The 18,503-nt window shown below is 37.9% G+C and carries 16 protein-coding genes and 1 tRNA gene; 5 read left to right on the top strand and 12 right to left on the bottom strand.

Going from position 1 to position 18,503, the window contains the following annotated elements; all coding sequences use genetic code 11:
• Positions 1–10: 10 nt before the first annotated feature.
• The 7 genes from AC4PL9_RS11255 to AC4PL9_RS11225 all read right to left on the bottom strand — a co-directional run bounded on the left by AC4PL9_RS11255 (position 11) and on the right by AC4PL9_RS11225 (position 8,940).
• The gene (locus AC4PL9_RS11255; protein ID WP_343784279.1) at positions 11–196 is read right to left on the bottom strand and encodes a hypothetical protein; all 186 of its coding nucleotides are present in this window, start codon (positions 194–196) and stop codon (positions 11–13) included.
• Positions 197–209: 13 nt separating this feature from the next.
• Positions 210–686 carry a gliding motility lipoprotein GldH gene (locus AC4PL9_RS11250; RefSeq protein ID WP_491604852.1) on the bottom strand — a complete coding sequence of 159 codons (477 nt, stop codon included), beginning with the start codon at positions 684–686 and terminating at the stop codon, positions 210–212.
• The gene (locus AC4PL9_RS11245; protein ID WP_491604851.1) at positions 667–2,058 is read right to left on the bottom strand and encodes a PSP1 domain-containing protein; all 1,392 of its coding nucleotides are present in this window, start codon (positions 2,056–2,058) and stop codon (positions 667–669) included. Before AC4PL9_RS11245 ends, AC4PL9_RS11250 begins: the two co-directional genes overlap by 20 nt.
• Before the next feature lie 158 nt (positions 2,059–2,216).
• Positions 2,217–3,773, bottom strand: coding sequence for an L-piperidine-6-carboxylate dehydrogenase (gene amaB, locus AC4PL9_RS11240; RefSeq protein ID WP_491604850.1), 1,557 nt, complete (start codon positions 3,771–3,773; stop codon positions 2,217–2,219).
• A 148-nt stretch (positions 3,774–3,921) separates the two neighbouring features.
• Positions 3,922–4,674 carry a response regulator gene (locus AC4PL9_RS11235; RefSeq protein ID WP_491604849.1) on the bottom strand — a complete coding sequence of 251 codons (753 nt, stop codon included), beginning with the start codon at positions 4,672–4,674 and terminating at the stop codon, positions 3,922–3,924.
• A 3-nt stretch (positions 4,675–4,677) separates the two neighbouring features.
• Complete coding sequence (locus AC4PL9_RS11230) at positions 4,678–7,413, bottom strand: PAS domain-containing sensor histidine kinase (protein ID WP_491604848.1); 2,736 nt, start codon at positions 7,411–7,413, stop codon at positions 4,678–4,680.
• A 9-nt stretch (positions 7,414–7,422) separates the two neighbouring features.
• Entirely contained in the window at positions 7,423–8,940 is a 1,518-nt protein-coding gene (locus AC4PL9_RS11225) for a toxin-antitoxin system YwqK family antitoxin (RefSeq protein WP_491604847.1), read from the bottom strand.
• Between the two features lie 539 nt (positions 8,941–9,479).
• Between AC4PL9_RS11225 and rpiB the strand changes: the two genes are divergently transcribed.
• Together rpiB and AC4PL9_RS11215 are read left to right on the top strand one after the other, a co-directional pair.
• Positions 9,480–9,917 carry a ribose 5-phosphate isomerase B gene (gene rpiB, locus AC4PL9_RS11220; protein ID WP_491604846.1) on the top strand — a complete coding sequence of 146 codons (438 nt, stop codon included), beginning with the start codon at positions 9,480–9,482 and terminating at the stop codon, positions 9,915–9,917.
• Between the two features lie 10 nt (positions 9,918–9,927).
• Positions 9,928–11,343, top strand: a complete 1,416-nt coding sequence (locus AC4PL9_RS11215) for a M28 family peptidase (RefSeq protein WP_491604845.1) — start codon at positions 9,928–9,930, stop codon at positions 11,341–11,343.
• A gap of 16 nt (positions 11,344–11,359) precedes the next feature.
• Here AC4PL9_RS11215 and AC4PL9_RS11210 read toward each other — a convergent pair whose 3' ends face one another.
• Entirely contained in the window at positions 11,360–12,553 is a 1,194-nt protein-coding gene (locus AC4PL9_RS11210; RefSeq protein WP_491604844.1) for a peroxiredoxin family protein, read from the bottom strand.
• 107 nt (positions 12,554–12,660) lie between these two features.
• On the opposite strand from AC4PL9_RS11210, the gene AC4PL9_RS11205 reads away from it, so the two are divergent.
• The 3 genes from AC4PL9_RS11205 to AC4PL9_RS11195 all read left to right on the top strand — a co-directional run bounded on the left by AC4PL9_RS11205 (position 12,661) and on the right by AC4PL9_RS11195 (position 15,558).
• Positions 12,661–13,215, top strand: a complete 555-nt coding sequence (locus AC4PL9_RS11205) for an RNA polymerase sigma factor (protein ID WP_491604843.1) — start codon at positions 12,661–12,663, stop codon at positions 13,213–13,215.
• A complete protein-coding gene (locus AC4PL9_RS11200) occupies positions 13,202–14,143 on the top strand; it encodes a T9SS type B sorting domain-containing protein (protein WP_491604842.1) in 942 nt (313 codons plus the stop codon). The genes AC4PL9_RS11205 and AC4PL9_RS11200 overlap by 14 nt, the downstream gene beginning before the upstream one ends.
• A gap of 131 nt (positions 14,144–14,274) precedes the next feature.
• Complete coding sequence (locus AC4PL9_RS11195) at positions 14,275–15,558, top strand: pyridoxal phosphate-dependent aminotransferase (protein ID WP_491604841.1); 1,284 nt, start codon at positions 14,275–14,277, stop codon at positions 15,556–15,558.
• Between the two features lie 40 nt (positions 15,559–15,598).
• Here AC4PL9_RS11195 and AC4PL9_RS11190 read toward each other — a convergent pair whose 3' ends face one another.
• The 4 genes from AC4PL9_RS11190 to gltX form a co-directional block, all read right to left on the bottom strand.
• Complete coding sequence (locus AC4PL9_RS11190) at positions 15,599–16,249, bottom strand: hypothetical protein (RefSeq protein WP_491604840.1); 651 nt, start codon at positions 16,247–16,249, stop codon at positions 15,599–15,601.
• A gap of 100 nt (positions 16,250–16,349) precedes the next feature.
• Positions 16,350–16,420: transfer RNA gene (locus tag AC4PL9_RS11185), tRNA-Cys, on the bottom strand.
• A gap of 46 nt (positions 16,421–16,466) precedes the next feature.
• On the bottom strand, positions 16,467–16,820 hold the full coding sequence (gene folB / locus AC4PL9_RS11180) for a dihydroneopterin aldolase (RefSeq protein WP_491604839.1): 354 nt from the start codon (positions 16,818–16,820) through the stop codon (positions 16,467–16,469).
• Between the two features lie 3 nt (positions 16,821–16,823).
• Entirely contained in the window at positions 16,824–18,341 is a 1,518-nt protein-coding gene (gltX, locus tag AC4PL9_RS11175) for a glutamate--tRNA ligase (protein WP_491604838.1), read from the bottom strand.
• Positions 18,342–18,503 lie beyond the last annotated feature (162 nt).

Below are 18,503 nucleotides of genomic sequence, written 5' to 3'. Positions count from 1 at the left end.
TGGGTTTGTATCAGCTTCCACAATACAAACATCCTTCGTCATCGAAGTCATCCAACTCGGGGTTGGTCTCAATCTCAGGACGCAAGATTTTCTTAAGTTCATAAATCTCCTGCATCACTTCTCCGTCCTCAAAAATATTTCCGGTAAGTTTGGATTTGAGAACATCCATTTTTTCGAGTATTTCTTGTTCTGTCATGATTTATGTGGATTTATTTGTTCGTATTCTCTGCTTTTATAACACGTAAACTCAAATCCAAAACATGTTTAAGTTCCGGATCGGGAACCGCTTGTTCAAAACGTATTTCGTACTCACCCAAAGCCGGGAATTTTTTCTGCCAACCAATCAGCATTTCATGTTCTACAATAGAACCTGTTCTCTTTCCCAGCCATTTTCCATCCGGATCTGCCAGCGGAAAGTTCAGTGTATCCTTCCGCTGTTTCCCATCCGGGTTTTTCGTATACATGAAAACCCAAAGATTACTGTATTCATATTCCGGTGTCGTCCGGAGTGTAACAACATAGTTATAAAAAACAGAAGTATCTTTACCACTAAAAGTAAATCGAGGTGATTCACCGGAACCCCAGGAATGATCTGTAAAATCATACGTGTCTTCATAAATGGGTTTAGGACCACATCCCGCCAGTAAAAGTACAGCTGCTATTCCACTAATTATTGCCTTCACCATTCTTTGGTTTTGGTTTTCTGTTCCTGTTGTTATTGTTTCTTCTTTTCTTATTAACCGGGCTTTTCTGTGGTGCATTGTTCGTTGCATCGTTTGCTGTTTTTTCCCGATTCTCTTTGCTGGCTCCAGAAGAGGGGTTTGCTTTTCTTTCCGGTCTGGGTCTGTTATTGTTTTTCTGACGCGGAGGTGTATTTGTTTTTGTGTTATTCCTATTTGCTGTATTGTCCTCTGCTTTTACTACCGGCTTTTTTCGTTTTTTCTTCTTTTTCTTTTTGAAAACGTTATCAAACCTGTCAAGACTATCCTGCCCTACAACATTAGTATAATCAGGTACTGCTACTTCCACTTCTTCTTTGAACTCTTTCAAGTCAAGTGGTTTCTTATTCTTCTTGTTCAGATCAATGATTTCTGATACTCTCTCGGGAGAAAGTGCAATTAATCCCGAAGAAGCTCCTACTTCATTCGTTTCGTGAATATACCAGAGAACTCGTTTAAAAACATCTGTTTTTATATGAAACGCCGTCCCTTTTTCCGTATGCAACTTTACCTCCGTTGACGGAAAATCTTTAAGCGCCTCAAGGTACATATCCAACTCATAGTTCAGGCAGCATTTCAATTTACCACACTGTCCCGCGAGTTTCTGCGGATTCAATGACAACTGCTGATATCTTGCTGCACTCGTAGATACAGATCTGAAATCCGTTAACCAGGTTGAACAACAAAGTTCGCGACCACAGGAACCTATTCCTCCCAAACGGGAAGCTTCCTGACGGGCACCAATCTGGCGCATTTCAATCCGTACTTTACATGTTTCTGCCAGATCTTTAATCAGTTGCCTAAAATCCACCCGCTGATCAGCAGTGTAGTAAAATGTTGCTTTTGTCTTATCACCCTGAAATTCAACATCAGATATTTTCATTTCCAAACCAAGTCTACCCGCAATTTTACGCGCTTTGTGCATGGTTTCAAATTCCATATCACGTGACTCTTTCCACAGATTAATATCTTCCTGTGTGGCTTTTCTATATATTTTCCGAGCTTCGTGCGGTTTAAATCCCGGCACTTTTTTCTTCAACTGAATGCGTACCAATTCACCAACGATTGATACAACTCCGACATCAAATCCGGGGCTTCCTTCAACAACAACCACATCCCCCACTTGCAGGGAAACGTTTTGTGTATTTCTGAAAAAGCCCTTACGGCTGTTTTTGAAGCGAACCTCAACTATATCGAACTGGCTCTGTCCGCCTGGAATTACCATATTGGAAAGCCAGTCAAACACACCTAGTTTATTACATCCACCTGAACTACAAGTACCGTTATTTTTACAACCGCGCGGAACTCCTCCAGAATTGGAGCAACTCGCACATCCCATAGTTTCAAATTATTTGTTGTAAAGTTACATAAATTTTAAACGCTCCAACGAACGATTTATGAGTTATCAACTGTTGATTTCTCAAAGTATCTGAAAGTTAGGGGCAAAAAAAGAGGCCGACTCTTACCGAATCAGCCTCTCTCAAAAATTATTTTTTCTTACAAATCAAACTTTATTCCCTGAGCCAGTGGAAGCTCGTCGGTATAGTTTATTGTATTTGTCTGACGACGCATGTATACTTTCCAGGCATCCGATCCTGATTCACGACCTCCTCCGGTTTCTTTTTCTCCACCGAAAGCACCACCTATCTCAGCTCCTGATGTACCGATGTTTACATTAGCAATACCACAGTCAGATCCGGCTGCTGAAAGGAATTTCTCAGCATCACGCAAGTTGTTTGTCATTATTGCTGAAGATAATCCCTGAGGAACACCATTTTGAACAACTATTGCATTTTCAACACCTCCCGAGTACTTCATCAAGTACAGAATAGGAGCAAATGTTTCGTGCTGAACAATTTCAAAAGTATTTTCTGCTTCAGCAATAGCCGGACGTACATAACATCCTGATTCGTATCCTTCTCCTGAAAGAACTTCACCCGGAACCAAAACGTTTCCACCTTCTTCTACTACTTTATCCAAAGCTGCCAGATACATGTTCACTGCATCTTTGTCGATAAGTGGTCCAACGTGGTTGTTCTGATCCAACGGATTACCGATTTTCAATTGCTTATACGCATTAACAATAGCATCTTTTACTTTATCATAAATACTATCATGAATAATCAATCGACGTGTTGAAGTACAACGCTGTCCTGCTGTACCAACAGCACCGAAAACAGCACCGGGAACAACAATCTTAAGATCTGAATCCGGAGTGATAATAATTGCGTTATTTCCTCCTAATTCAAGTAACGAACGTCCCAGTCTTTCTCCGACTGTAGCTCCGACTGATTTACCCATACGGGTCGATCCTGTTGCAGAAACCAAAGGAACACGTTTATCAGCAGCCATCAGTTTACCAATTTCCGCATCACCGATTACCAAACAGGATACTCCTTCAGGTACATCATTAGCAGCAAAAACCTCAGCTGTAATTTTCTGACAAGCGATCGCTGTCAATGGCACTTTTTCTGATGGTTTCCAAACACAAACGTCTCCACAAACCCAGGCAAGCGCTGTATTCCAGTTCCAAACTGCCACAGGGAAATTAAATGCTGAAATAATTCCGACAATTCCCAGCGGATGGTATTGTTCGTACATTCGGTGTCCGAAACGTTCCGAGTGCATAGTCAGACCATGTAACTGACGTGATAAACCAACAGCAAAGTCACAGATATCGATCATTTCCTGAACTTCTCCCAAACCTTCCTGAAGAGATTTACCCATTTCATAAGAAACCAGTTTTCCAAGAGGCTCTTTGTATTCGCGAAGCTTTTCAGCAAGCTGACGAACTACTTCTCCTCTTTTCGGAGCCGGAACCATACGCCACTCCAAAAAGGCTTCCTGCGCTTTTATGATTGTAGCTTCATAGTCATTTTCTCCTGCTCCGTTAACAGAAGCTATCAATTGTCCGTCTACCGGAGAAATTGAGTCTATTTTCTCTCCCCTGGTATTAAACCAGTAAGAACCTGTAGAAGCTCCTTTATTAATTTCGTTTATTCCTAGTTGATTTAGAATTTCTTTAATTCCCGAGTCAATCAGCGTTTCAGCCATTTCCGTAGTTTTAAAATTTTCTATGCAAAATTACGTAAAATTGTTAAATATCACTAGTTATAAACGCTAATAAGCTGTTAATAAAAACCAAAAGAGCTGCCTTTAAAGGGACAGCTCTTTTTTTAATTTTACTATTTCCTATTCAACCTTATACCAGGTTAATTTTATTGTGAAGTTCATCTCTGTATGAACCGCCGATCGGAATAATTTTTTTATCGTTTTCAAGATGTAAATTCGGATACTCAATAGCCTGAATTTTATCCAATCGAACAATATACGATCTGTGAACACGCGTAAACTGGTCTCCGGGAAGCTTTTTTTCAATGTCCTTCATTGTAGAATGGATTGTATACCGGCTATCCAATGTGTTAATAACCACATAGTCTTTTAACGCTTCCACAAAATAAATATCTTTTGTGTTCAACTTTACCAAACGACTGTTGGATTTAACGAAAATAAACTCCTGACTATCTTTGTTTTCAACAATTGAATACAACAAATCACGCTCTTTTTCAACTTCTTTGTTCTTATTGTGCTTATAAAGCGCCATTTCAATTGTCGTATGTAAATCAACCTCTTTGAATGGTTTGATTATGTATCCGTATGGTTCGGTAACTTTCGCTTTCGATAATGTTGAATCATCTGCATACGCCGTAAGGAAAATAACCGGAATACCAAATTCCGATTTCATAATATCCGCTGTATCTATACCGTTCATTTCACCTTTCAGCATAATGTCCATAAGTACGATATCCGGTTTTTCGCTTTTTGCCAATTCAATGGCCCGCTCTCCTGTAGAAGCTGCTCCAACCACATTGTATCCCAACTTTTTCAGGCTGTGCTGAATATCTTTCGATACAATTGATTCGTCTTCGACTACCAATACATTCGTCTTCGGCATAATTTACACGTTTAAAAGTTCAAAAGTAATGAAATATTTTGTACCCTCCCCCCTTTTAATCTCAACATCGGCATCTAACTGATCGATCAGTGTCAATACAAGTTGAAGCCCTAAAGTGTCCGTTTTGTTGATATCCAAATTGTTGGGCAGACCTATTCCATTGTCTCCTATCATCAATTCAATTTTTTCATCTTTTTTCTTAAGTTTTATTAACAATTCACCATTGTCAAAATCCTCAGGAAAAGCATATTTAAGTGCGTTAGAAACAAGTTCGTTAACAATTAATCCGCATGGAATGGCCTGATCCAAACTCAAATGGATCTTTTCCATATCGTATTTAATTTCTACTAAATTATCAAAAATTTGATATGAATGTACTAAATTGTTCGATAAATTAAAAATATACTCCGAAAAATCGATAGACGAAAAACGGTCTTTCTGATACAGATTTTCGTGTATAAAAGACATGGATTTAATCCTGTTCTGAGATTCCTGAAGTATGTTTCGCGTATTTTCATCCGTTACGTAAGAACTCTGAAGATTTAGGATACTGGAAATAACCTGCAGATTGTTCTTTACTCTATGGTGAACTTCTTTAAGTAATATTTCCTTTTCCCTTAGTGAATTAATGATTTCCTGTTCGGTTTCCTTCTTTTCTGTACTGTTGTGGGAAACACAAGAAATTTCAATCACATTTCCTTCTGTATCAATTATCGGGTTGAGAAAAGTCTCGATCCAGTAATTTCTTTCTCCTATGCTCAGTTTATTTTCAATTTGGGTAGAATGACCCGATAGTACTTTATTCATTCCTTTTTGAAAAACTTCGGATCCCTTTTGATCCATGTACGTCGTGAACAAGTCAACCATGTTTACCCCTTCTGATAATTCCACTGAAAAAAGGTGGAAGATGGTGGAATGAAAATACTCGTTAAACATTAATAATTCGAAGTCCCTGTTGACCGTCCAGATAAGTGTGTTGGAAGAGTTTTCTATAATAGCTTTTAACTTTAGCGATTGTTCCTGTAACAGTTTTTCTGTTTTTCGTCGCTCTTCAATTTCATGAACCAGTTTTTTGTTCATTTCCTCCGCTACTTCCGCTCTAAACCTCTGACCCGCCAATTTGTTAATAAGTGAAATATCCTTGATTATCAACATTGATACCTTTTCACCGTTAAAAATGGTGTTAGTAAGCGTAAACTCAACATCTATTTTTTCATCACTGTTAAAACGCTGGATTTCTATCTGTTCATTTACCAGTTTTTTAGACGGACCGTGATTATTAATGGCTTTTATAAAAATGTCTTTGTTTTTGTCAATAAATAATTCATCTAACTCCACCGAATAAATAGAATCTGATGTGAAATTCAACATACGGTACGCTTCCGTATTGGCAAAAACTACTGTATTTCTTGTAAACAGCAGAATAGCTTCCGGAATATTCTCTATGATGTTTTTGAATGTCTGTTGTGTAGTTTTTAACTGATGTTCATGATTCTTCTGTTCGGTAATATCCCTTACGACACATTGTTCAAAGCGTTCTCCGTTAGCAAACATGAGAATGAGAGATAATTCTACGTGGATAATTTTGCCATCTGTACGGATAAAATCCCACTCCAGACGTACTTTGTTATTCACCTCATCCAAACGTTCAAAATGTTCTTTCAGGAGTGCACTGTCCAAATGCGGTGCACCAAAATCCCATAAGTTTGTACCCTGTAATTCTTCCTGGTTCTTTTGGAATAATCCGACAGCATTCATGTTGGCATTAATGACCTTTCCACCTGACATAATGAAGATTGCGTCGTTGCTTTCTTCAAACAACAATCTGAATCTTGTCTCATTTCTGTGGATCAGCTCTCTTTGTTCTCTACTAAGGGTTATATCTACTACCTTTAGGAGTAAAAATGCTCCTTCGTACAGCTCAATTTCGTCCAGAAATAGTTCAACCCATTGCTTTTTTTCTTCTATTTCATACTCAAATCGGTTTCCTACTGATTTATTTTTCTTCGCTATAATCTTTTCTAGCAGGCTCTTTGTTTTCTGGTCTGATATATTTTCGTCCAATCCTAATAAACTGATAAAATAGCTGTTGTAGTCAACAATCTCAGGTTTATGTTCATTACGGATAAGTGCAATCCCAATTCCTGGCTGATTAATAATAGCTGACAGATACATGGAATAATCCTGTATTCTACTTATCATTCTGTTCCGCGAATAAAGAGAAAGCACCGAAACGGATCCTGCGATAAACACAAAACTTCCAAGTGCAATCAACTGATTCGAAAATTCACTGAACAAAACCCCCGCAATACTGATCGAAACTGCAATCAGCGTATTGTAAATAATTGTATAGTAAAATCGTTGCAGCGAAATGACAATAACCGCATACAGAAATACAAAAGGTATTTTATGAACAGGCTGAAAACCGGATTGTATCAGGTCCCATCCCAAAAATAATGTTGCTCCGCAAAAGAATAAAAAATGAAAAGGAAAAATATAAGTTCGCAGTGAAGTTACAAAATAGGTTACCAGAATAATCAAAAATGTATACCCGGAAGCAAATATCGATATATAGGCATATATATCCGGAATATCAGTATTAAATGCCAGTATGGTAAATAAAGGAAGTATAAAAAGAGCACTGAATCCATATATCAGGCTTAATCTTCTAAAATCATCTTCTCTGTCAGTGTACTGATAAAAGTGAATTTCTTTTTTATGTAAAGAATGTTTTTGCACCGGTTAAGTTTAATCTTTTTTTACAGCTTTTCCATCAATGTTGACCAATTTACCATTTTTGTAGTATAAGGTATGTTCTATGGAACCATCTTTATAGAATAATTTCCATTTTCCATGTTTTCTTCCGCCTGGTTTGTATCGTTTTATTGATTTTAAACTACCGTCTCCGTACCATTCTTTGTGTTTTCCCACCGGCTTATCATCTTTAAACTCTCCCTTAAAAACAATTTGTTCATCATTGTAATAATAGATCCATTCCCCCTGTCTGTAATCCATTTCATATTTTCCTTTTTCTTTATGATCTCCCACATAATAAAACCAGTCACCATCTTTTGCCCCTCCTACATATATGCCCTGTGTAATGCATTTACCTAAAGAATCATATTCCGTTTGTGTTCCTTCCAATTTTCCCTTATAGTAGTTTTCTTCAGCTCTTACCTGCCCGCTAGAATAATACCATACCCATGAACCATGAGGAAGATTATCCCGGTAATATCCCTGCTGTGCTTTTTTCCCATCCGGGTAATAGAAAATCCATTTTCCGGTTTTTTGACCTTGCTGATAAGATCCTTCTGAACTTTTTTGACCATTCGGAAAAAAATAAAGCCACATGCTGTCTTTTATCCCTGCATCTGATACGATTCCTCTACCCGTTAGTGTATCATCCCGGTATACTTCCGAAAACAATCTATTTCCTGTAGAATCATAAAAATGGTGCGTTCCTATCTTCAGGCCATTCTTTTCCGGTCCCCTTGACCAAAGTCCTGACTCTTCATGGAATTTTTCTTTGAAACGCAAAGAAGAAAATTCCTGTTGCTCAACTAGTTTCCCATTCAAATACTCTTCCAGATGACTTACACGACCATACCTATCATACTTACGAAACGAGCCGTTACGTTTACCATCTCTATATTTTCCTTCTTCCAGAAGATTTCCTGCTTTATCCCTTGTTTCCCAAAAACCCTGCTTTCTTCCGTTTTCATCCAGTTGATTAATATAAGTCTGTTGTATAAGGCTGTCTTCTTCAAAGCGTGAAATGCCTGTTAAACGCCCATCTTCACCATATTTACGGAGTGTACCGTCTAACTTTCCGTTTGAATAGAAAAACTCTTCCTTTAAAATACCTGAAGGATAATAACGATACCCTGTTCCGTTTAACGTATCGCTTTCGTACGGTAGTTCCAGTATCTTATTTCCCGTGGAATCAAATTCAGTCGTATAACCATTTTTTAATCCATTAGTATATTCTATAGATTTTATCAATATACCTTCAGGAACATAAAAAGAAGAAGTCCCGTTCAATTTTCCATTTTTCCAGTTGACTTTACTTTTTAAAGTACCTGCCTGAAAATAGGTTTTCCACAACCCCTCAGGTTGTCCGTTAAGCATTACTCCTACACTATGTACAGAACTATCCTGATAATAAAATCTAGTGGTGTCATTCTGTGCGAAAAAAGAACCCGAAAAGAAGATAGCAAGAAAAATACTAAATACCAAGTACCCTTTTGCTATTCTTTCTTTTATCATAATTATAAATTAATTTTTAAAAAGAGATTTTATTATTCTTTATTAAGGCTGTGGATAATGTGAAAAAATAATACACTTTACAGTTGTAAATATAACTTATGAAGTTTTAAAGCTATGTTTTCAACAGTTCTTTTTTTCGGAATGTATTGATTCAGGTGTTTTTGTATGGCTTATTAACAAAACAGTGAATATTCTTAATGTTAATTAAATTTTAGGAAATAGTAGGGTGATATACGTTTATTCTATCGTTAATAACTCATTACAAAATGACCTTATCTCCACTTGGTAGATTCGTTTTCTTGTATATACCATTTCTTTTTTGTGAATAGCAACAGTTTCTTATTGATTTCTTCACACATCGTTTTAACAGTAAGTTGTAATTCGGTGTGGATAAAATAGAAATGTTTTCTATTGATTATTAAGTGTTTATGAAAACGTGTTTTTCTTTAATGTTAATAAATTGACTTGTTTGTGAATAAGCAGTAATTTTGAAACCGAATATGTTTGTAGAGGTTAATTATTGTTTAAATAGCTAAGAAATGTCCAGAATTATTCCGATTGGTTGTGATCATGCAGGTTTTGAATTGAAAGAATATCTCAAAGAGTATCTTACTGAGAAAGGGTATGAGGTAAAAGATTACGGAACTTATTCTGCGGATAGTACGGATTATCCGGATTACGCACACGCAGTATCAGATTTTGTTGAAAAGAATGAGAATACACTGGGAATTTTAATTTGTGGAAGTGGTAATGGAATTAGTATGACGGCTAACAAACATCAGGGAATTCGTTGTGCTTTGTGTTGGGAAACTGAAATAGCAGAATTGGCACGGTTACATAATAACGCAAATATAATTGCGCTTCCTGCCCGGTTTATCAGTAAGGAAGCAGCAGTAGAAATGGTAAATACTTTCTTTTCTACAGAATTTGAAGGCGGAAGACACGCCAATCGGGTGAATAAAATTGCTTGCTCTTAATTATCAGGTTATGCGTTTATTGTTTGTTGTTCTTTTTCTGACTATATCTGTTTATGGTCAGCAGCCTTTTATGGATTCTATTACAGGAGTAGAATTGAAAAGGCACCTTGAGATTATTGCTTCTGATGCTTTTGAAGGAAGAGGAACAGGTGAAAAAGGACAAAAGTTGGCAGCTGCTTATCTGAGTGAGCAGTTTGCGGCCTATGGACTTGAGCAAGCAGAAGCATTAGATTCATATTTTCAGAAATTTAACCTTCATAAAGTAATTCCGGGTGGAGAACTGGAGGTGAATGGTACGAGATTATCTTTTCCCGGTCAGTTTTTATATACCGGGCCGAATACGGTAGAGGAGGAGAATATAGAATTTGTTCCTTTCTCTTCAAATAGTGTTGCGAAAGAACATGAATATGCTTTGCTAGTTCAGGGGAAGGAAACGTATCGGGAATTATTCGGAAGAATAAAGGATGTTCAGAAGGCAGGGTTCAGAGGAGTTGGTTTTTTGATTGAAGACTGGGATAATTTTAACGAGTTATATGGACATTATTTTAACGAAGCCAGATTGGTTTTTCCGGGGAATACAAAAACCCCTTTTTCTTCATTATTTATTGATAAGAAAAGTTTTGAGTTGTCAGGAAAGGTTAAGAAATGGATAAAAAAACCTTCCGGGCGATTAAAGGAATCACTACAGGGAAATGTACAATTGAATGAGAGGGTAGAAGTAATTGAGACGGAAAATGTTTTGGGGGTTATTCCCGGATCTCATCCTGTTTTGAAAGACGAAGTTGTGGTTTTGACAGCTCATTATGATCATTTGGGAAAAGAAAACGGAGTGATATACAACGGTGCGGATGATGATGGATCAGGTACTGTTGCCCTGCTGGAAATTGCTGAATCTTTGGCGCTTGCAAAAGAAGCAGGGCAGGGTCCTTTACGAACCATACTTATTATGCCGGTTACAGCAGAGGAGAAAGGTTTATTAGGTTCGAAGTACTATTCGGAAAATCCGGTGTTTCCGATGCAAAATACGATAGCCAATCTGAATATAGATATGATCGGTAGGTCAGATGATTTAAACGAAGACCCCGGGTACATTTATGTAATTGGTTCAGATCGATTAAGTGATGATCTACACAAAATTAATGAAGCTACAGCGGAAGAATTTGGAAAGATTCGACTGGATTACAGATACAATTCGGAAGATGATCCCAACCAGTTTTATTACCGATCCGATCATTATAATTTTGTCGTTCATGGCGTTCCCTCGATTTTTTACTTTTCCGGAGTTCATGAAGACTATCATCAACCTACAGATACAGTTGAAAAAATAGACTTTGAGAAACTAGAGAGTGTTACCCGTTTGATTTTTTTGGTAACCTGGAAACTGGCAAATGCTGAAAAACGCCCTGTTGTTAATAAACTGAAATAAATTCAGTTGCTGTTTTTTATTCGGACAGTAATTCTTCTATTAATTGAGTAGTATTTTTTTCGTATTCTAGATAATAGTCTCCTGTTCCGGGTCCTGAAAACCCGGTGTGAATGTTTCGTATTTTTCCCGATTTGTCAATAATGATAGATGTAGGGAAGGACATGATATCATTTAACATAGGAAAATGTTTTGATGCACAATCCTTTTTTGCACTACCGGCAAGAACAAAATGAAAGGGAAGATCATTTTTAGCTTTCATTCTTTTTACTCCTTCCATTCTTTGTTCTACAGATTTGGGAATTTCATAACAAACCGAAATGATTTCCAGACCTTTTGCTGCGTACTTTTCATAAAGTGATTTATAGAACAGCGATTCATCCAGACAATTGGGACACCAACTGCCCATCAGCTGAATAATCACCACTTTGTCTTCAAAATCCGGGTTAGGGTAAGAGAAGGTATTTCCCTGAAGATCCGGAAATTCGAATTTCACAGGGAGTTCCTCATTTGTAACATAAGTAAGTGAATCGGCATCAGCGAGTTTAAAATTTTCATTCTTTAAAGCTTCCCAATTAGTTTTCCAGTGATTACCGCTATAGAACATACCTTCCAGTTTATTTTCGGTTACTGTAGCTGTGAATAAAAAGGCAAAAGAACCATTAAAAGTACTGATTACCAGTTTGTCATTTAGGATAGTACCTGAAAGGAAGCGATAATCTCCGGTCTCCGTTAGAAAAGTACCCGTAACAATGTTTGAATCTTGTTCAAAAACACCTAAAGCTTTATAAGCATCTTCAGATTGAGGAGAAAAAGTAGTTTCCCATTTTCCGGATACATTTAGCGAAGCAACATCGTCCAGAGATAAGTACGGTTTGGCAGAAAAAGGAATTTTATAATTATCTCCCTTAAGTCGGTTATACCAATAACCACGAATGGAATTCTCGGATTCAATTTTCACACGAAGAAAAGAGTTAAAATCGGGGAATAGAAGGTCAGTTGAATCCTCTCCTTTTCGGACTTCAAGAAGGATACGTTCAGTATTGTTAACTACTTCAAAGGTAGTTTCTGAAATATCTAATTGAAAAGGAAGAACAGTATTTTTATGGAGTTGCAGGTAACCATTCCATCTACCGTTAGTAGGTATTTTTTGAGCAAATAAAGAATTGATTTGTAACGCTATAATACCAACCGTGAGAATATAATATTTCATTATAAAGTCTATTTTCAATGCGTTGAAAATAATGAGATTCCTTCAATTTTTTCTATGCGATGCAACTTATTTTCGATATTTGATGTCTGATAGAAGTACAAATTGTTATGAATGAGGCGGAACTGATTGAAGGATGTGTTTCCGGAAATCCAAGAGCTCAAAAGCAGTTGTATGACATGTTCTCTGGCAGGATGATGGGAGTTTGTTTGCGTTATTGCAAATCGGAGGAAGAGGCACAGGATGCCCTTCAGGAGGGTTTTGTAAAAGTGTTTACCAAAATAAAGGAATTCAAGATGGACGGTTCTTTTGAAGGCTGGATACGTCGAATTATGGTAAATACTTCACTTGATCTGATCCGAAAACATAAAAAGCACGCTTTTCACAGTGATGTGGATGAGTTGCAGTATATGTTAAGTGATAATGAAATGATCAGTGGTAAACTTGCAGCAGAGGAACTGTTACGTGTTTTATCTACACTCCCGGATGGATACAGAATTGTGTTCAATATGTTTGCTATAGAAGGATATAGTCATAAAGAAATAGCTAATGAACTTGGGATTAGTGAAAACACGTCTAAATCACAATATTCAAGAGCAAGAGCGTATTTACGTGATTGCATTGAAAAACTAGAAACAAGAGCGTTAAAACGTGAAGAAGACTGAAAATATAGAGAAGCTTTTTAGAGAGGAGCTGGGGAGTTATGAAGCTCCCGTAAATGCTGATCTGTGGAGCACCATTTCTCAACAGGTCGGAGCAAATGCTGCTGCTTCAGGTTCTGCCGGATTAGGTATTGCATCAAAACTCATTATAGCTGCTACTGCTATCGGTACAATAGGATTGATTTCTTACTTTGTTGTTGAAGGTTCTTCAACTAAGAAAACTAAAGAACTACACACGAAAAACTTCATAGAAAAGCCTTCTGATGAAGTAAAAATCAATCCTGAAAGTACTGCTACTGATGATGAGTTGGTCTTAGAAGAAGCAACATTGGTTGTTGCAGAAGATATTTCATTAGATAATGAGATAGTACAGCGAGATAATAAGCAGGAAGAGAGAGAGGAAATTAGTGCAGATATTTCTGAATTTTCTGCAGAGGAAACCGAAATGGTTGATCTGGATCAGCTTGTTGAAGAGCTAAAAGAGAATTCGACAGCAAATAGTAAGGGTAATCCGGTTACGGAAGATAAGAAGGTGAATAATGGAAGAGATTCCGTTAGTAAGAGTTCGGCTGAGAATGACACTCCGGTTATAAATGAGGCAACAAATGATGAAATATTGGTTCATCATAAAGAGGAATCAGCGACCATTTTCTCTGAGAAATTGCCAAATATTATCACTCCAAATGGAGATGGAGATAATGATTTCCTTGTTATAAAAGCAAAGGAGAGACTTTCTTATTTCAAAATAGAAATTTATGATTTAAGAGGTCGTGTTGTGTTCCGAAGTGAAGATCCTGATTTTAGATGGGACGGAACTTTACCAGAAGGGGAGCCTGCTCCGGCAGGAAGATATGTGTATCAGATCGAAGTTCGGACAGCGGTGAACAATTCGGGTAAACCATTTGTTCAATCTCTTGAAATAGTACGATAGAAAATTTCATAGACAAAAGGAAAGGCGGTGATCTTATAACAGATCCCGCTTTTTTAATTTCAGTACAACAAATTCTAAACTATACAGTTTTAGTTTCTTACTTTTGATGAACAAATTATTTTCTTTTTATCATGAATGAAGGAACTGCATCGAAACATCTTCCTGTTTCGCAAATGGCTGAAAATCTTATAGGTTCAGAGATTATAAAACTGGCCGGAGAGGTGAATACAAAAATTAGAAACGGTGAAAAAATCTACAATTTTACAATAGGTGATTTTAATCCGTCGATTTTTCCAATTCCGGAAGAACTAAAGCAGGAAATTATTAATGCATATCTATCCGGAGAGACAAATTACCCGGCAGGAAACGGAATGGCAGAGTTAAGGGAATCTGTGTCAAGCTATATTTCCGGGATGCAGAAATTGAATTACAGTCCCGATGAAATTCTGATTGCCGGTGGTGCGCGCCCGGTAATTTATGCTACATACAAAGCTATTATTGACCCGGGAGATGGTGTTCTTTTTCCGGTTCCTTCGTGGAATAATAACCATTATTGCCATTTATCAGGAGCAAAAGCTCTTTGTGTTCAGACAAAACCTGAGACAAATTTTATGCCGACAGCTGAAGACATAAAACCATTTATTAAGGATACGGTTTTACTGGCATTATGCTCTCCCCTGAATCCTACAGGTACCACTTTCACAGAAGAGGCTTTGCGGGATATTTGTGAATTGGTTATAGCTGAAAATCAAAGAAGAGGGGAAGGGGAGAAACCGGTCTATATTATGTACGACCAGATTTACTCAGCGCTTACGTATGGAGATATTAAGCATGTTGATCCTGTTTCACTCTATCCGGAATTACGTGATTACACCATTTTTGTGGATGGAATTTCAAAAGCATTTTCTGCTACCGGAGTAAGGGTTGGCTGGACGTTTGGTCCGGAACGTATCATTTCAAAAATGAAATCAATTTTGAGTCATGTGGGTGCTTGGGCACCACGTGCGGAGCAAATAGCGACTTCTCGTTACTTAAAAGACAGAAAGACGTACGAACACTTTCTCGATACAATTAAAGTGCGTATAAGCGAACGTTTGAATGGTTTTTACGAAGGTTTGTGCAAACTTCAGGAAGAAGGTTTTACGGTTGAAGCAATTGCACCGCAGGCAGCCATGTATTTAACAGTGAAATTAGATTTACGTGGTAAAACGACGGAGGAGGGTATGACACTTGAGTCAATGGAAGATGTTACAAAGTATATTTTGGATGTAGCGAAAATAGCTTTGGTCCCTTTCTATGCTTTTGGAGCTGAAAAGGATTCACCCTGGTTCAGACTCTCTGTGGGGACAGCTTCCATTGAAGATGTAAACGATGCCCTGGATTCCTTGCGGATTGCTTTGGAAAAATTGAAATAACAGACAGGATATATTAAAGAAAAATGAACGGGGTAAGAGATCAATAGTCTTCTTCCTCGTTTTCTTTTTCAGCCTTTTTCCGATTAAGAGGAATGAATAAAGCAATTCTGTATATGATGGGAAGATAGCGTCCCAGATTCGGATTAATAGGATCAGCCAACTTGATAAAATAGTCATTGCGGAGTGGGGAAGGTTGCGAATTTAAATCTTCTCTGACACCATCATAAACATCGTATAAAATACCAACGTTTAGACGTATCGGAAATTCGTTAATTAGGAATTCTTTGGACATACCTAATCCAAGAAAAGCAGTTGGAGTCCATTTTTCGGGACGTACACCTTGATTAACTGATCCGAAAGGATTCTTAAGCATCTCCAACTCGGCACCTACAAAGAACCATTCGTAAAAACGATAGTGAAGGAAAAGACCACCACCATAAATAGAACCCGAGTTTCCTACTCCTGTATAGTTGTTTTTACTCCAGAAGTGTTGATAGCGGAAAGAGGGACCAAAGGCAAGTCCTCCTTCGGTAACCATAGAAAACTTTACACCACCACCTGCACTTCCACCGAATGTTGAGAAACTGGCGGCCGTAACTTCTGCACCAATTTCGTAGTTCAATTGTGTTTTTGCGGAATTGAATAGGGATAATGAAAGGAGAAGCAGCAAGCCATTTTTGATACTATTCATACAAACAGGATTTGCATTCAAAGTTAACGAATTTCAGAAGAAGGCGAGTTGAAGAAAACAAAAAACCCTCTGACTTATTGAAAATCAAAGGGTTATTATGAGGTCCCGAGCGGATTCGAACCGCTGTACGAGGTTTTGCAGACCTCTGCCTAGCCACTCGGCCACAGGACCATTTTCCATGCGGGTCACAAAATTAATAAAAAAAAGTAAAGAAAGACTATTCTTCAATAATTATCGCCACATTATCCACATCTCCATTTATGGGGGGTGTAATTTTTGTGACTTTAACACGTACGGAAAACAGGTTTTCAGACTCTCTTTTTATGCGATCAATAATGCGCTGTCCGACATGTTCAATTAGTTTGGAGCGTTGCATCATTTCCTCATGAACTATTTGATTAACAAGTACATAATCAATCGTTTTACTTAGGTCATCTTCCTTTGCAGCCAGTGAAAAATCAGTTGTCATGGAAACATCAACGGTATAGTGCCCGCCAATATCAGCTTCTTCCTGCAAGCAGCCGTGATTTGTGTAAAGCTTTATACCGTTGACTTCTATAATGTGCTTCATTGTTTATTTTCCTATTTTGGAAATTCCTTCTTCCATGCGTGAAAGGCATTCTTCTTTGCCTAACAGAGAGCAGATGGAGAACATACTTGGTCCCATTCCTTTCCCGGTAATCAGAACACGGAAATTAGGAAGAACAGCTCCGATTCCCATTTCTTTTTCTTCAAGGAAGGATTTAAAAGCGACCTCAATAGTTTCTTCTGTAAAATCTGAAAGAGAAGCCATTCGTGTACTCCATTCCTGCATAAGTTCAGTCGTTCCTTCTTTCCACTTCTTGCTAACGGTTTTTTCGTCGTAAGAAGCAGGTTTTTCGAAGAAATAAGCGCCTTCTGCATAGATATCTTTTACAAAAGTGGCACGTTCTTTCATCAACTCACAAACATGAGCTAGATAATCGTCAGAATACGAAGAAAGATTTGCTTCTTTTTTAAGGATTTCAGTGAGTTTCGTATTATCCGTATTTCTGAGATACTGTTGCTGGAACCATTTTGTCTTATCTGGATCAAATTTAGCTCCTGCTTTACCCACACGCTCTATGCTGAATGCGTTAATAAGCTCTTCCATTGAGAAAATTTCCTGGTTAGTACCTGGATTCCACCCTAAGAATGCAAGCATGTTTACAAAGGCTCCTGAAAAATAACCTTGTTCACGGTAACCAGTATATAATTCTCCTTCTGCTGTTTCCCAGTTTGTTGGGAAAACAGGAAAGCCTAAGCGGTCTCCGTCACGTTTGGATAATTTTCCGTTTCCGTCCGGTTTAAGGAGTAGGGGAAGGTGGGCAAATTTCGGAGCTTCCCACCCGAAAGCCTGGTACATATACATGTGTAGCGGAGCGGAGGGTAACCATTCTTCTCCACGGATAACATGCGTGATTTCCATTGTATGATCATCAACTATATTTGCAAGGTGATACGTTGGCATTCCGTCACTTTTAAACAAAACTTTGTCGTCCAGATTATTGGTGTTTACAACCACCCATCCACGGATTTGATCTTCAAAACGGATATCTTCATTACGGGGCATTTTCATACGGACAACATAAGGGTCCCCGTTTTCAAGACGCTTTTGTACTTCATCGGCAGGAAGAGTGAGCGAATTCTTCATATTCGTTCGGGTAACACAATTGTATTGCCAGTTGGGCATTCCCATCTTTTTAGCCTGCTCACGCATATTAGCTAATTCCTCTGCTGTATCGAAAGCATAATAGGCCATTTCTTTTTGGATCAATTCTTCAGCATATTGGCGATACATTGGTTTCCTTTCAGACTGGATGTAAGGGCCGTATTCTCCACCTATACCCGGACCTTCATCCGGAATAATACCGCACCAGTTTAGTGCATCAATAATGTACTCCTGCGCACCGGGAACAAAACGGGTCTGATCAGTATCTTCTATTCTTAGAATAAAAGAACCACCGCTTTTTTTAGCCAGTAGATAATTGTAAAGTGCCGTTCTGACTCCTCCCATGTGAAGTGGTCCGGTGGGTGACGGCGCAAATCGAACGCGAACAGGTGTATCTGACATAATTGTTTTTTTGTGCAAAGATAAAACATTGTAACGTTCTACAGACGGCTTAAACAGATTGATTCAGCAATATTTACTACCTTAGTAAGTTATTCTATTGAGTAGAGATTGTAATATGAATGCATACGAAGGACTTTTAAATCAGGTTGAGGAATTTATCAG

Source organism: Wandonia sp., assembly GCF_984588085.1.
Note: the sequence above shows the minus strand (reverse complement) of the source record. Positions and strands in the feature narration are given on the sequence as shown.

Excerpts from the sequence above, each read along its gene's own strand:
- AC4PL9_RS11245 (WP_491604851.1), bottom strand. The coding sequence starts at position 2,058 with ATGGGATGTGCGAGTTGCTCCAATTCTGGAGGAGTTCCGCGCGGTTGT.
- AC4PL9_RS11250 (WP_491604852.1), bottom strand. The coding sequence starts at position 686 with ATGGTGAAGGCAATAATTAGTGGAATAGCAGCTGTACTTTTACTGGCG.
- AC4PL9_RS11205 (WP_491604843.1), top strand. The coding sequence starts at position 12,661 with ATGAATGAGGCGGAACTGATTGAAGGATGTGTTTCCGGAAATCCAAGA.
- rpiB (WP_491604846.1), top strand. The coding sequence starts at position 9,480 with ATGTCCAGAATTATTCCGATTGGTTGTGATCATGCAGGTTTTGAATTG.
- AC4PL9_RS11215 (WP_491604845.1), top strand. The coding sequence starts at position 9,928 with ATGCGTTTATTGTTTGTTGTTCTTTTTCTGACTATATCTGTTTATGGT.
- AC4PL9_RS11195 (WP_491604841.1), top strand. The coding sequence starts at position 14,275 with ATGAATGAAGGAACTGCATCGAAACATCTTCCTGTTTCGCAAATGGCT.
- AC4PL9_RS11225 (WP_491604847.1), bottom strand. The coding sequence starts at position 8,940 with ATGATAAAAGAAAGAATAGCAAAAGGGTACTTGGTATTTAGTATTTTT.
- amaB (WP_491604850.1), bottom strand. The coding sequence starts at position 3,773 with ATGGCTGAAACGCTGATTGACTCGGGAATTAAAGAAATTCTAAATCAA.
- AC4PL9_RS11210 (WP_491604844.1), bottom strand. The coding sequence starts at position 12,553 with ATGAAATATTATATTCTCACGGTTGGTATTATAGCGTTACAAATCAAT.
- gltX (WP_491604838.1), bottom strand. The coding sequence starts at position 18,341 with ATGTCAGATACACCTGTTCGCGTTCGATTTGCGCCGTCACCCACCGGA.
- AC4PL9_RS11235 (WP_491604849.1), bottom strand. The coding sequence starts at position 4,674 with ATGCCGAAGACGAATGTATTGGTAGTCGAAGACGAATCAATTGTATCG.
- AC4PL9_RS11255 (WP_343784279.1), bottom strand. The coding sequence starts at position 196 with ATGACAGAACAAGAAATACTCGAAAAAATGGATGTTCTCAAATCCAAA.
- AC4PL9_RS11190 (WP_491604840.1), bottom strand. The coding sequence starts at position 16,249 with ATGAATAGTATCAAAAATGGCTTGCTGCTTCTCCTTTCATTATCCCTA.
- folB (WP_491604839.1), bottom strand. The coding sequence starts at position 16,820 with ATGAAGCACATTATAGAAGTCAACGGTATAAAGCTTTACACAAATCAC.